Raw genomic sequence first — 12,294 nt, 5'->3', positions numbered from 1 at the left:
GATTTGTGACAATAACGGCAATAGACGTCAGCTTTGGCCATGCTTTACCCTTAAAAGGCGGGAAGCATATCACAACAACTAACTATTTAATACATGACCCTCGGTATAAGCTACCTATCATTAATTTTGCGATACAACTACAATTTCAGTTTTCACTTGCATATACGAACTTTTGTATCAATAAAAAGAGGAATTCCATGAAATCGCGTGCTGCCGTTGCTTTTGGGCCAAACAAACCGCTCGAAATTGTCGAAATCGATGTCGCTCCGCCTAAAGCGGGTGAAGTCATGATAAAAATTAGTCATACCGGTGTCTGCCACACGGATGCTTTTACCCTTTCCGGTGACGATCCTGAAGGTATATTTCCTGTTGTTCTGGGTCATGAAGGTGCTGGTATCGTCGTTGAGGTTGGTGAAGGAGTCACCAGTGTAAAACCGGGTGATCATGTTATTCCATTATATACAGCGGAATGTGGTACATGTGAGTTCTGCCAGTCCGGTAAAACTAATCTTTGTATTGCTGTCCGTGATACTCAAGGTAAAGGTCTTATGCCGGATGGCACAACGCGTTTTTCTTACAATGGTCAACCTGTCTATCATTACATGGGATGTTCCACGTTCAGTGAATATACTGTCGTCGCTGAGGTATCGCTGGCAAAAATTAATCCGGAGGCAAATCACGAACATGTTTGTCTGTTGGGCTGTGGTGTCACTACGGGGATCGGTGCCGTACATAATACAGCTAAAGTGCAGCAGGGAGATTCCGTGGCAGTTTTCGGCCTTGGTGGAATTGGTCTGGCAGTCATTCAGGGGGCTCGTCAGGCAAAAGCAGGCCGCATAATTGCTATTGATACAAATCCATCTAAATTCGAACTAGCCAGGCAGTTTGGCGCAACTGATTGCATCAATCCAAATGATTATGACAAACCTATCCAGCAGGTCATACTGGACATGACAAAGTGGGGTGTTGATCATACTTTCGAGTGTATTGGTAACGTCAATGTAATGCGTGCCGCTCTTGAAAGTGCGCATCGTGGCTGGGGCCAATCAGTAATCATCGGTGTCGCTGGTGCTGGACAGGAAATTTCAACGCGTCCGTTCCAACTTGTTACTGGACGGACATGGAAAGGCACTGCTTTTGGCGGAGTCAAAGGACGTAGTCAATTACCGGGAATGGTAGAAGATGCCATGAAAGGTGAAATTGAACTTGCACCTTTTGTCACCCATACTATGCCTCTGGAAGGTATTAACGAAGCTTTCGATTTGATGCATGAAGGTAAGTCGATACGGGCTGTCATTCACTATTGATTGAGTCTTTACTATAGGCAAAAAACCGCGTTGAAATTCAATGCAGTATTTGCGAAATAACCAGATAGTTCATAACAAATTGATCTTAGAGGGAAAGGTAATGGTAAGAATTGAACATCATGCTTGTTTTGGTGGATGGCAAGATATCTATCAACATAAATCGAAGGTTCTGGATTGCCAGATGAATTTTTCAATTTTTCTGCCTCCCCAAATTAGAGAAAGAAGACTGCCAGTACTTTATTGGCTCTCTGGATTGACTTGCACAGAACAAAATTTCATCACAAAAGCAGGGGCTCAGCGTTATGCAACTGAACATGGAGTTGTTATTGTTGCTCCTGATACCAGCCCTCGAGGTGATGATGTCGCGGATGATGCTTCTTATGATCTTGGAAAAGGGGCTGGGTTTTATCTCAATGCTTCCAGGCAACCTTGGTCTTCGCATTATCAGATGTACGATTATGTCGTTGCGGAACTGCCAGAACTCATTGAAGCAAGTTTTGAGGTAACTGATATCAGGGCTATCAGTGGGCATTCAATGGGGGGACATGGTGCTATGGTTATTGCACTTAAGAACCCAAAGCGTTATTGCAGCGTATCGGCATTCTCACCGATTGTAGCACCCAGTCAGGTTCCGTGGGGAACAAAAGCATTTTTGGCCTATCTCGGCGAAGATATATCTAAATGGAAACAATATGATGCAGTAGAACTGATCAAGAATGCAAAAGAACGGCTTCCAATTCTGATCGATCAAGGCCTCAATGATGATTTTTTGGATAGCCAGCTACGCCCTGATTTATTGCAGGATATTTGCGATAAAGTCAGTTACCCTGTAACTATTAATCTTCGTCCAGGGTATGACCATAGTTACTATTTTATTGCCAGTTTTATTGAAGATCATGTTGCTCATCACGCTAAAGCGATGAAAAAAAGTTCAGATGAAAAAAGGGTGTTTTAAACGATTCAGGCTGTGAAAAACAGCCTGAAACAGTAAAGTAATTTTGTGGTTTGGCTAGCTGACCATGCTCCTGAGAATTTATTTAATTACCTTTGCGATGAAATTTGAAATCTCTTGAAATAGACAGGCAAATAACAAATCAATGCCTAAATAAAAGTCATCGAGTGCATGATATCAATATAACGTTGTTGATCTTGGTACATTTGTAAATAAACTTGATACTTCGCTTGATGGAATGGAAATGTTTTTTTATCTGGAGAAATAACATGCCCTTCTTTTACCATTGCTTGTGCTGCTTGTGTAATATCAGCAAATGTGCCGCTGGCGACTGCGCCTAATATGGCTGCACCTAGATTAACAGCATCTTCTTCTTGGACTAAATGGATTTCCTGTTCTGTCACATTAGCATATTCTCGCAACCATAACGGGTTTTTGGTTGCACCTCCGCACATCATTAGACGATCTATTCTATGTCCTGCCGCAATTAAGGTATCAATAATATGGCGTGTACCATAAGCGATGGCTTGTAATGTTGCCAAATAATATCGAGCTAAAGCATTACACCCATGCTCTAACGTTAATCCGCTGATCATGCCTTTGGCATAGGCATTTGCTCGTGGTGATCGGTTTCCGTGATGATCAGCTAAAACATGGAGATGTGTTGTCGGGTATTTTTCATACTGTTCTAATTGGGCAACGATATCATTCAGAATTTGATAATAATGTCGGCCTGAAACTTTGGCTTCATTCTCCAATTCTGGCCATGCTTCATGCTGGCGAATTGACCACTCTACCAGTGCTCCAGCAGCACTTTGTCCTCCTTCATTCAACCAATATCCTGGCAGCATAGCACCAAAATAAGGCCCCCAGACGCCCGGTATCATCGTCGGTTCAGGGCTGGCAATCATATGGCAATTGGAGGTTCCACTAATAATTGCTAAACTGCCCGTGGGTTTTGAGCCAACCAACGCTAAACCACCAGCATGAGCATCAATAATGCCACTGGCAACGATAACTTGATCGTGCAGGCCGAAGGCGTTGGCTGATTCTGCAGTCAAGTAACCCGCTTTCTCACCCACTTCGAGGATAGTTGGCGGGATTTTATCTGTCATATCTTCCAGTCCGATATTCTGAAGAAATTCTTTGCTGAATTGTGCTTGATGGGCAAGATAATTCCATTTGCAGGTAAGTGTGCAAACACTGCCAACATCAGCTTCTGTTGCTTTCCATACCAAAAAATCGGCTAAGTCAAAAAAGCGCCATACTGATTGATAACGTTGAGGAAAATGCTTTTTTAGCCATAAAATCTTAGGTAATTCCATTTCAACACTTATTTCACCACCAACATAACGCAGGCAGGGATCATTTGTGCGGTTTATGCTGGTAGTTTCTTGTCGTGCGCGATGATCCATCCACATGATGATGTCATGTTCTGGATTGCCGTTTTCTGCAACAGAGATGGGTAACCCACCTGTACCAACTGCAACTAATGAACAAGTGGCATCAAAGCCGATGGACTTAACATAGATAGGGTCTATACCTGCCCGATAAACAACCTCTTTGATGGTACTACAGACATTAACCCAAATATCCGCCGACGATTGTTCGACAAAACCTGTTTTGGGATGAAATTGTTGAATAGGACGGACAGAAAATGCGAGTCGTTCGCCTTTCATATCAAAAATAGCCGCTCGTACACTGGCTGAGCCGACATCAACACCAATAAAATATTGTTGCTTCATGCAAGACCCCGTTGTTTTTATATAATGCTATTGCTCAGAGTGGTTTTTTTACTTCAGGTTGTCGTGTTTTCTTTTCTCATCAAATCAATTATTGATTTCACTGAGTAATCATTGATAAAAATAAAAACTAACATACAATCACCATGATAACTAATTTATTAGTGGAGGTCTCAGTATGGAAAAATTTACTGATAAATTAATTAGCCTAGATCGATTTATTTTGCGGATGCTGAGATTTTTCTTACACGCATTCGTTATATTCTTGATCGGGATTTTACCTGGTGCATTGGGCTTTTTCCTGATTGAAAGCCATGCTATATCTGATGCGTTATTGAACTCTGTTTCAATGATTGGAACTCAAAATTTGCATATTGAGCCAGTCAGCACGCTGGGAAAATATTTTGCAGCTATTTATGGACTATTCCTTCAGGCTATTTTCTTTATCGCTGTTGGGATGGTGGTAACTCCTTTTGTTCATAGAATACTGCACAGTTAGCATATTTATGATGAAGAGTATGATAATGACAATACTTTAGAATAAAGAAGTTGTTTTTTAAAAGTATTTGTTAAAAATGCTAAAATCCAGATAATTATCGCAGTGAATATAGCATTTTTCGTAAAATAAAGTGGTGATGTTGTGCTATTTCACATATAAGATTTTCTTCCATAAATTTACCTCGGATAGAGAGTGAAATAATGAACCAAGGTCGTTGCTTATGTGGTGCGGTTAGCGTCAAAACTAACCAATTCATTGATGACATTAATGTATGTCATTGTGAAACATGTCAAAAATGGAATGGTGGCCCATTTTTATCTGTAGATTGTCAGGGTGATCTACAAATAGAAGGGGGTGAACATATCTCAACGTATTCATCGTCAGAATGGGCAGATAGAGCTTTCTGTAAAAAATGTGGTACACATCTTTTCTACCATTTACACCATCCCAGTACTTATTATGTTCCAATTGCTTTGTTTGAAAATAAACATTCAAGCAAACTATCCCGTCAAATTTATGTGGACAGTAAACCATCATATTATAATTTTGTTGAAAAGACTCCAATGCTGACTAAACAAGATATTCTAAACTTATTTAAATAATCGTTATGGTATGAGGGAAATATTCCCTCATATTATGTGGATTAAAATGGATTATTATATTTTTTCACTTTCCAAGCACCTCTTTGTTGGCTTATTTTATTCATTCCAGTTACATAGTGGTCTATACTTTTGGATATTCATTCACTCGCCACCTCGATGCTACTCGAAATCTATTGGGTATAAATAAAATATTTATAATTTTTTTGTAAAAATATGACACGAATCAATTGAGTCAATATTATTCATAATAAATAAAATAATTAATGTATTTTATTTTATTGATATGTAACAATTTTCTTTCGGTTTTGTACTAATGTTAGTATAATCAACTGCCTCATAAAAAAGATCTTGGTATCACTCGATAGAGGTGTTGTCTTATTTTCAATTATTTTATAAATATCATGATGATAAGCTCGGTGTATTCGCTTGGTTTTGGATCTTCTTAATTTATTACTATTTTAGTGGGTATTACGTTAGTGGAGATGTTGTTTGATTAATGTTTTATTGGTTGATGACCATGAACTGGTTCGCATTGGCGTGAAAGGCATTCTTGATGATGTAAGAGGAATCAAGGTGATAGGAGAAGCCAGCAGTGGAGAAGATGCGATCAGATGGTGCAGATCAAACAGCACGGATGTTGTCATTATGGATATGGGAATGCCGGGTATAGGAGGAATTGAGGCGGCTAAAAAAATCATCCGTTATTCACCTGACACACGTGTGATTATGCTGACTATCCATACTGAAAGCTCCTTGCCTATGAAAGTGATGCAGGCTGGCGTCAGGGGATACCTTAGCAAAGCTGCAACGCCTCAGGATATGATCAATGCGATTAGGGCTGTTTATGCGGGGCAGCGTTATATTTCCCCAGATATTGCCCAGCAGATGGCACTCAGTCAGTTATTACCTCAGAAAGAAAATCCATTAGATGAACTTTCAGAACGGGAGTTACAGATAATGACGATGATAACTCAAGGCCGTAAGGTTAATGAAATATCCACGTTGCTTAACCTGAGTCCCAAAACAGTGAATAGCTATCGTTATAGAATGTTCAGTAAACTAAATATCAAGGGTGATGTAGAATTGACCCATATAGCAATACGCTGTGGATTGCTTGATGCGCAGAATATGGTAAGCCACAGCGGGTGATAAACTGTGATGGGTGATAAATCGTGGCAGAGCAATTTAATTCAAAGGCGTTTTTAAAAATAGTCACCAGCCAACCGGGAGTCTACCGAATGTATGATACCACTGGTGCCGTGATCTATGTTGGCAAGGCCAAGGATCTGAAAAAACGGTTATCCAGCTATTTCCGGACACAAGTTAGCAGCCGCAAAACAGAATCACTGGTGAAAAATATCGTCCAGATAGATGTCACCGTCACCCATACAGAGACTGAGGCGCTTCTACTCGAACATAACTACATCAAACTTTATCAGCCTCGTTATAATGTATTGTTGCGGGATGATAAATCCTATCCTTATATTTTCTTGAGTAGTGATATCCATTCTCGCCTGACTATATATCGTGGTGCCAAACATGCGAAAGGGGAATATTTCGGACCATTTCCCAACTCCCATGCGGTACGTGACACTTTAGCTTTACTGCAAAAACTCTTTCCCATCCGTCAATGTGAAGACAGTGTGTACCGCAATCGCTCAAGACCTTGCCTGCAATATCAGATTGGCCGCTGTCTTGCCCCTTGTGTTGAGGGGCACGTGACGGATGACGAGTATCAGCAGCAAGTTGAATACGTCCGCTTGTTTTTGGCGGGTAAAGATCAGCAAGTATTGACTGAGCTGGTTGGAAAAATGGAAGATGCGAGTCAACAACTTAAATTTGAAGATGCCGCCCATTACCGCGACCAGATTCAAACTGTGCGGCAAGTCACGGAACGGCAATTTGTTTCAGGGGAAGGTGATGATCTCGATGTTATCAGCGTTGCTTTTGAGGCAGGTTTGGCCTGTGTACACGTCTTATTCATCCGGCAAGGGAAAATATTGGGTAGCCGAAGTTACTATCCTAAAATTCCTTCAGATACGAAATTAGATGAAGTAGTACAAACTTTTCTTGGTCAATTCTATCTTCAGGGGAGCCAAAACAGGACATTGCCGACAGAGATCTTACTGGATTTCTCATTACCTGAAAAAGAATTGCTGGAAGCATCCCTTTCTGAAGTATCAGGTAGAAAAATTCACATCCAAGCACGTCCAAGAGGAAATAGAGCTCGTTATTTAAAGTTGGCACGTACTAACGCCGCAACTGCATTGACTACCAAACTCTCCCAACAATCGACAATCCATCAGCGATTAGAATTACTTGCTGAATTTGCCTGTATCGAAAAAATCCAGCGCATGGAATGTTTTGATATCAGCCATACAATGGGAGAACAAACGGTTGCATCCTGTGTTGTTTTTGATGGTAATGGTCCTGTCCGTGCAGAGTATCGTCGCTATAATATTACAGGTATCACACCGGGAGATGATTATGCGGCGATGAATCAGGTCTTACACCGTCGATATGGGAAAGTCATTGATCAATCCAAAATCCCCGATATCATCTTTATTGACGGAGGCAAGGGGCAACTTGCCCAGGCGATTGATGTATTTCACTCATTGGATGTTGAATGGAATAAAAATCATCCAAAACTAATTGGCGTTGCGAAGGGAAGTGATCGCAAGGCGGGATTAGAAACCTTATTTTTTGAAGCAGAGGGAGAGGGGATAGCACTACCTCCTGATTCACCTGCATTGCATGTTATTCAACATATTCGTGATGAATCTCACAATCACGCTATTACAGGGCACCGCCAACGTCGAGAAAAAGTGAAAAAGACCAGTATGCTGGAATCGATAGAAGGTATCGGGCCAAAACGGAGACAAATGCTGTTAAAATATATGGGCGGATTACAGCCTTTACGCAATGCAAGTGTAGAAGAGATCGCAAAAGTGCCTTCTATTTCTTATGCACTGGCAGAAAAAATCTATAATGCGTTGAAACACTAATAGTATTGATGCACCATACTGATAAATTTAACATTGGCCAGATAGTTACTAAGCATTATGCAATTAAATATTCCAACATGGCTTACCCTATTCCGTATTGCCTTAATCCCATTTTTTGTTTTGGCGTTCTACTTGCCTTTTCAATGGGCTCCGATGTTATGCGCCATTATTTTTATCATCGCTGCTGCAACTGATTGGTTTGACGGATTTCTTGCTCGTTTGTGGAAACAAACGACGCGCTTTGGCGCATTTCTTGATCCGGTCGCGGATAAAGTTATGGTCGCTACTGCGTTGGCACTAATAACAGAACATTATCATACGTGGTGGATTACGTTACCTGCTGCGACAATGATTGCGCGTGAAATCATCATCTCCTCCTTGCGTGAATGGATGGCTGAATTAGGAAAACGAAGTAGCGTGGCTGTTTCTTGGATAGGTAAAGTAAAAACTACTGCACAAATGGTGGCACTCGTTGCCTTATTATGGCGTCCTTGTATTGAATTTGAAGTGAGTGGAGTTATCTTACTATACGCTGCTGCGGTATTGACGTTCTGGTCAATGTTTCAATATTTGAGCGCTGCATGGGACGATTTGCGTGAAGCGTGATCGATGTGATGTAAAAAGCACCGAACAGTCAACTTGTAGTAATAATTGTGTTGACTCACTTCATGAAATAAGTAGAATGCAACGCATCGAACGGCACATGAGGTTTACGAAACAAGTTAAGTAAATCAGTAAGTTCGAAGAAAGGCGGGAATAGCTCAGTTGGTAGAGCACGACCTTGCCAAGGTCGGGGTCGCGAGTTCGAGTCTCGTTTCCCGCTCCAAAAAAGGCGCGTTGGCAGAGTGGCCATGCAGCGGATTGCAAATCCGTTAACCTCGGTTCGACTCCGGGACGCGCCTCCAGATTCAAGCCCAGGTGGTGAAATCGGTAGACACAAGGGATTTAAAATCCCTCGACCTTTAGGTTGTGCGGGTTCAAGTCCCGCTCTGGGCACCATATAAAAACTCACTGGTAAAACAGTAAGTTAGGGTAAAGAAAGAGCCACCTTCGGGTGGCTTTTTTCTTTGATGAAAATCACCTTTCAGAACATTTTCAGAAGATGCCTTCATAAGATGTTTTCCTTTCATTGAATAGCCAGTCATTTTTTCTGATTACCTACCACGGGAACAATTTCAGTTTTTCTGTCATATCGAGCTGTTTGACCGATATCTTTGTGGCCTGAGATAGCTTGTTTTTCTTGTAGAGTTCCTTCCAGATCAGAGATGCCTTTTGCTTTCAAATCGTGAAAGGTAAAGTTGAAATTTAATTCAGGATATTTCTGCGCGGCAATTTCTTTGGCTTTGAGCCATCGACTATTAAATCCATCTCTGGAATATATCTTTCCGTTGGCTTGGTGGATGATATACAGGCTGTGCAGGCCGTCTTTCAGTGGCAAAGAGCTAGCCAGCTTGATAGCTTTCCTTAATCGTTCAGACCATCCCTTTATCTGGCTTTTCCCTGTCTTATGTTGTTTGATATAAATTCCTGCTTCCATGAGTTGAGATTTACTCAGTGTTAAAATATCTTTTTGCCTTGCACAGCAAAGGTACGCGATCTCCATTGCAACCTGAATAACAGTCGGGGACACTTCATAAAGTGCTTGATACTCTGCGTCTGTGATATAGCGTTCCCGTGAGTTTTCTCGGTACTGTTTAACACCCTGACATGGGTTTCTCTTCACCAATCCGCGTTCGTATCCCCAACGGAACACCCTCGACATAAAAGTTTTTTCCCTGTTAGCCTGTGTCCTACTCTGCAATCCTCTCTTATCCATGTATTTTCGGATGTGGTCAGGTCTAATGTTGTTTGGGTTCATCTTACCGAAAACCGGAACGACCTTTTTTGAATATTTCCGATAGTCACTCTGCGTATCTTTTGCCAGATCGATAAAATCCGCTGACCGTAAAAAATCATCTACCAGTGATCCGTAAGTGAAAGTATTTTTTTCCTCGTTCACTAACTGTTCATAATGGTTCCATACAACGGATTTATCTACGCTCAGAGCACACAGACGTATTGTGCGACCATCTGGGTGCTTGAATTCATACGCAGACCTTCCACGAAACACTCGGGGAGGCATCCAGTTATCTGCGGGGTTCTTCCTTTTTCCTGCCATAGCTACATTGCTCCGAAGTCAGGTTCTTCAATGAATGGGATATTAGATAATTTGGAGAGTGGTTTATTGAAATGCCCCCAAGTGGTACGAGGGCGACCATCCGGCCGTTTAAGGAAGAATATACCAGCATCCTCCAAAGCCTTGCACTGTTTAGATGGTTTTTGATATCCGGTCAGCTCTATCATTTCTGTATCGGTAATGACCGCGCAATCATGATTTACCATGCTTTTTTTCCTCTTTCGGACGTAACAGCACCGCGAATAATGAATGTCATGATTCGCTTCGGTTGATTTTTGGTTTATTTAAATCGATTTATAATTTTCCTGAAATACAATTTAAATCTCATACGAAATCCAGTTCTTCAGGCACTCCCTTGCCACCTGTCGTCGTCCGTTCTCGAATTCGTTAGTCATGGATGGTTACGGTGATATCATCTTTTTCTAAATATATTCCCTCACTATCCATAACATTGATAATATGGCTCTTTAATAATTCAGAATCAGATTTGTTTTCTTCGCGTAATTCATCGAAATAATCAGGGCCATGACACATTAAATTCTCGACGAAAGATTGCAGTTCAGTTTTATTCATAGTGAATTTTAATTCTGATTTCATGCTATTTTCCTCATCTGTTCATTACCGATATTAAATAGATAGTTTTTATCTACTGTGGTTAGTAATCTGGGTGAAGTGACAAATGGCCGCCAAATTAAAAGCATGGAGCCTTTTGTATTACTCTTACCTTTTATCTTCCGTTCCGCTGGAATAAATGAAATTCTCCCACCCGTAATGAACCTGACCTCATCGACTGTTTTCAATGCCAATTTAAACCATCTCACCGAGGTATCAGAGGGAACCAACATAACGACGGGCTGTAATTGCTTTTGGCATTCGATAGCGGCTTTTTCTACCCACGGCGTAATATTGGAGTAAGGTGGATTGCAAAATATAGCGCCATGACTTACCCAGTCACATTCCAGTGCGTTATCTTGCTCTGTGAGATAATGGGCGCACAGAGTATTTTGAGCAGATGCAGCCGCATCTAGGGTAAATTTAAATTCGAGGTCGAGTGCTTTAAATAACGGGAGTGGAGTTTGCCAGAGGTCTTTCAGTTCTTTTGGGGTGTTACTTCCTCCGAAGTCGCTCATAATCTTCTCCGCACTCCTGACTACAGAATGCCCCGTGTGTTGCTGGCTCCGTCTCATACCATCGGCACATGCCGTTGATACTGGTTAATGGTGGTTGCCGGTTCTGGAGCGCATGAGATAGATTCAGCTCATTTAAATCATTCGCTGCGTCGATAATGTCCATGATGGCTCTCGCTATTTGTTGGGGTGACGGTAGAGTGGAATAAATTCGTCATATCGTTTTGGGTTGGATTCGTAATTCCTGCGGTATACTGTCGCCATACGCGGGTCTTTGGTGATATCCGTATGTTCACCATAGAACAATCCCCACGCCACAGGCTCCATATTTTCATATTTGGCTAATTCATTCCGAAGGCTGTCTATTTCATTACAGATTTTTGCTATATTTTCTGCATTAATTAAATAATGACCAAAAAATATATTTGGATATTTTCCTATTAATTCACGTTCATTTGATAATGCCAACATAATTTTTTGCGCCAACTCAATCACATCTTTGCTCATTTCTTCTTCTCCTGCTTGATTATATTTTTCCGACTTGCGTTCCATACTATTTGCCAGAATTCCCATTGTTGATGTATAAATGGATAACGATAACTACCATCTAAATCTAGCATTAGAATTGGATGGTTATCATAATTCAGCGCTCCTTCCGGTCATGTATTAAATAGTTAGATTGAATATCAAAAATAGTACTCACGCTCAATAAAAGTTCCTATCACCTTATCGTGCATTTCTTCGGATTTTGAATAACTGATAGTTTTTCTATTCAGTCTTTTTATTCGAGTACGCTGAGTTAAATTCGTTCTCTCTATACGCTGAGTAAACGTCTTTCCAGTCAGGTGATCTTCCTCGGGAAGGTTATCATAAACAACATAATC

Annotated in this window: 16 protein-coding genes and 3 tRNA genes; 10 read left to right on the top strand and 9 right to left on the bottom strand. The window is 41.1% G+C overall.

The window, feature by feature from the left end:
- Nucleotides 1-197 precede the first annotated feature (197 nt).
- Both Xhom_RS12780 and fghA read left to right on the top strand, forming a co-directional pair.
- Entirely contained in the window at nucleotides 198-1,307 is a 1,110-nt protein-coding gene (locus Xhom_RS12780) for an S-(hydroxymethyl)glutathione dehydrogenase/class III alcohol dehydrogenase (protein ID WP_069315340.1), read from the top strand.
- Nucleotides 1,308-1,407: 100 nt separating this feature from the next.
- Nucleotides 1,408-2,262 carry an S-formylglutathione hydrolase gene (gene fghA, locus Xhom_RS12775; RefSeq protein WP_069315341.1) on the top strand — a complete coding sequence of 285 codons (855 nt, stop codon included), beginning with the start codon at nucleotides 1,408-1,410 and terminating at the stop codon, nucleotides 2,260-2,262.
- 146 nt (nucleotides 2,263-2,408) lie between these two features.
- On the opposite strand, the gene Xhom_RS12770 is transcribed toward fghA, so the two are convergent.
- Nucleotides 2,409-4,004, bottom strand: coding sequence for an FGGY-family carbohydrate kinase (locus Xhom_RS12770; protein ID WP_069315342.1), 1,596 nt, complete (start codon nucleotides 4,002-4,004; stop codon nucleotides 2,409-2,411).
- Nucleotides 4,005-4,179: 175 nt separating this feature from the next.
- On the opposite strand from Xhom_RS12770, the gene Xhom_RS12765 reads away from it, so the two are divergent.
- The 8 genes from Xhom_RS12765 to Xhom_RS12730 all read left to right on the top strand — a co-directional run bounded on the left by Xhom_RS12765 (nucleotide 4,180) and on the right by Xhom_RS12730 (nucleotide 9,106).
- Nucleotides 4,180-4,500 (top strand): hypothetical protein, encoded by a 321-nt coding sequence (locus tag Xhom_RS12765; RefSeq protein WP_069315343.1) that lies wholly within the window; start codon nucleotides 4,180-4,182, stop codon nucleotides 4,498-4,500.
- Nucleotides 4,501-4,700: 200 nt separating this feature from the next.
- Nucleotides 4,701-5,102 carry a GFA family protein gene (locus Xhom_RS12760; RefSeq protein ID WP_069315344.1) on the top strand — a complete coding sequence of 134 codons (402 nt, stop codon included), beginning with the start codon at nucleotides 4,701-4,703 and terminating at the stop codon, nucleotides 5,100-5,102.
- A gap of 489 nt (nucleotides 5,103-5,591) precedes the next feature.
- Nucleotides 5,592-6,251, top strand: a complete 660-nt coding sequence (uvrY, locus tag Xhom_RS12755; RefSeq protein WP_069315345.1) for a UvrY/SirA/GacA family response regulator transcription factor — start codon at nucleotides 5,592-5,594, stop codon at nucleotides 6,249-6,251.
- 23 nt (nucleotides 6,252-6,274) lie between these two features.
- Nucleotides 6,275-8,107 (top strand): excinuclease ABC subunit UvrC, encoded by a 1,833-nt coding sequence (gene uvrC / locus Xhom_RS12750; RefSeq protein WP_069315346.1) that lies wholly within the window; start codon nucleotides 6,275-6,277, stop codon nucleotides 8,105-8,107.
- 57 nt (nucleotides 8,108-8,164) lie between these two features.
- Nucleotides 8,165-8,713 carry a CDP-diacylglycerol--glycerol-3-phosphate 3-phosphatidyltransferase gene (gene pgsA / locus Xhom_RS12745; protein ID WP_069315347.1) on the top strand — a complete coding sequence of 183 codons (549 nt, stop codon included), beginning with the start codon at nucleotides 8,165-8,167 and terminating at the stop codon, nucleotides 8,711-8,713.
- Between the two features lie 144 nt (nucleotides 8,714-8,857).
- A tRNA-Gly gene (locus tag Xhom_RS12740) sits at nucleotides 8,858-8,933 on the top strand.
- A gap of 5 nt (nucleotides 8,934-8,938) precedes the next feature.
- Nucleotides 8,939-9,012 (top strand) — tRNA-Cys (locus Xhom_RS12735).
- A 7-nt stretch (nucleotides 9,013-9,019) separates the two neighbouring features.
- A tRNA-Leu gene (locus Xhom_RS12730) sits at nucleotides 9,020-9,106 on the top strand.
- Here Xhom_RS12730 and Xhom_RS39880 read toward each other — a convergent pair.
- From Xhom_RS39880 to Xhom_RS12695, 8 genes are all read right to left on the bottom strand, one after another.
- On the bottom strand, nucleotides 9,085-9,219 hold the full coding sequence (locus Xhom_RS39880; RefSeq protein ID WP_257784755.1) for a hypothetical protein: 135 nt from the start codon (nucleotides 9,217-9,219) through the stop codon (nucleotides 9,085-9,087). The genes Xhom_RS12730 and Xhom_RS39880 overlap by 22 nt on opposite strands.
- A 29-nt stretch (nucleotides 9,220-9,248) precedes the next feature.
- A complete protein-coding gene (locus tag Xhom_RS12725; protein ID WP_069315348.1) occupies nucleotides 9,249-10,265 on the bottom strand; it encodes a tyrosine-type recombinase/integrase in 1,017 nt (338 codons plus the stop codon).
- A 2-nt stretch (nucleotides 10,266-10,267) separates the two neighbouring features.
- Nucleotides 10,268-10,489 carry a DUF4224 domain-containing protein gene (locus Xhom_RS12720; RefSeq protein ID WP_069315349.1) on the bottom strand — a complete coding sequence of 74 codons (222 nt, stop codon included), beginning with the start codon at nucleotides 10,487-10,489 and terminating at the stop codon, nucleotides 10,268-10,270.
- Nucleotides 10,490-10,670: 181 nt separating this feature from the next.
- On the bottom strand, nucleotides 10,671-10,880 hold the full coding sequence (locus Xhom_RS12715) for a hypothetical protein (protein WP_069315350.1): 210 nt from the start codon (nucleotides 10,878-10,880) through the stop codon (nucleotides 10,671-10,673).
- Nucleotides 10,877-11,413 carry a phage N-6-adenine-methyltransferase gene (locus Xhom_RS12710; protein WP_069315351.1) on the bottom strand — a complete coding sequence of 179 codons (537 nt, stop codon included), beginning with the start codon at nucleotides 11,411-11,413 and terminating at the stop codon, nucleotides 10,877-10,879. The genes Xhom_RS12715 and Xhom_RS12710 overlap by 4 nt, the downstream gene beginning before the upstream one ends.
- Nucleotides 11,391-11,576, bottom strand: coding sequence for a hypothetical protein (locus tag Xhom_RS12705; protein WP_071933827.1), 186 nt, complete (start codon nucleotides 11,574-11,576; stop codon nucleotides 11,391-11,393). The genes Xhom_RS12710 and Xhom_RS12705 overlap by 23 nt, the downstream gene beginning before the upstream one ends.
- Before the next feature lie 11 nt (nucleotides 11,577-11,587).
- Nucleotides 11,588-11,983, bottom strand: coding sequence for a hypothetical protein (locus Xhom_RS12700; protein WP_145957451.1), 396 nt, complete (start codon nucleotides 11,981-11,983; stop codon nucleotides 11,588-11,590).
- 113 nt (nucleotides 11,984-12,096) lie between these two features.
- The coding region (locus Xhom_RS12695) for an IS1 family transposase (protein WP_244590771.1) at nucleotides 12,097-12,294 on the bottom strand (198 nt) is incomplete at its 5' end.

The sequence above is a fragment of the Xenorhabdus hominickii genome, assembly GCF_002632725.1.
In the GTDB taxonomy this organism is placed as follows: domain Bacteria; phylum Pseudomonadota; class Gammaproteobacteria; order Enterobacterales; family Enterobacteriaceae; genus Xenorhabdus; species Xenorhabdus hominickii.
This window is presented reverse-complemented; position numbering and strand designations above follow the sequence as displayed.

Coding starts and splice junctions, on each gene's coding strand:
- Xhom_RS12760 (WP_069315344.1), top strand. CDS start 4,701: ATGAACCAAGGTCGTTGCTTATGTGGTGCGGTTAGCGTCAAAACTAAC.
- Xhom_RS12720 (WP_069315349.1), bottom strand. CDS start 10,489: ATGGTAAATCATGATTGCGCGGTCATTACCGATACAGAAATGATAGAG.
- fghA (WP_069315341.1), top strand. CDS start 1,408: ATGGTAAGAATTGAACATCATGCTTGTTTTGGTGGATGGCAAGATATC.
- Xhom_RS12770 (WP_069315342.1), bottom strand. CDS start 4,004: ATGAAGCAACAATATTTTATTGGTGTTGATGTCGGCTCAGCCAGTGTA.
- pgsA (WP_069315347.1), top strand. CDS start 8,165: ATGCAATTAAATATTCCAACATGGCTTACCCTATTCCGTATTGCCTTA.
- Xhom_RS12715 (WP_069315350.1), bottom strand. CDS start 10,880: ATGAAATCAGAATTAAAATTCACTATGAATAAAACTGAACTGCAATCT.
- Xhom_RS12725 (WP_069315348.1), bottom strand. CDS start 10,265: ATGGCAGGAAAAAGGAAGAACCCCGCAGATAACTGGATGCCTCCCCGA.
- Xhom_RS39880 (WP_257784755.1), bottom strand. CDS start 9,219: ATGAAGGCATCTTCTGAAAATGTTCTGAAAGGTGATTTTCATCAAAGA.
- Xhom_RS12780 (WP_069315340.1), top strand. CDS start 198: ATGAAATCGCGTGCTGCCGTTGCTTTTGGGCCAAACAAACCGCTCGAA.
- Xhom_RS12700 (WP_145957451.1), bottom strand. CDS start 11,983: ATGGGAATTCTGGCAAATAGTATGGAACGCAAGTCGGAAAAATATAAT.
- Xhom_RS12710 (WP_069315351.1), bottom strand. CDS start 11,413: ATGAGCGACTTCGGAGGAAGTAACACCCCAAAAGAACTGAAAGACCTC.
- Xhom_RS12765 (WP_069315343.1), top strand. CDS start 4,180: ATGGAAAAATTTACTGATAAATTAATTAGCCTAGATCGATTTATTTTG.
- Xhom_RS12705 (WP_071933827.1), bottom strand. CDS start 11,576: ATGGACATTATCGACGCAGCGAATGATTTAAATGAGCTGAATCTATCT.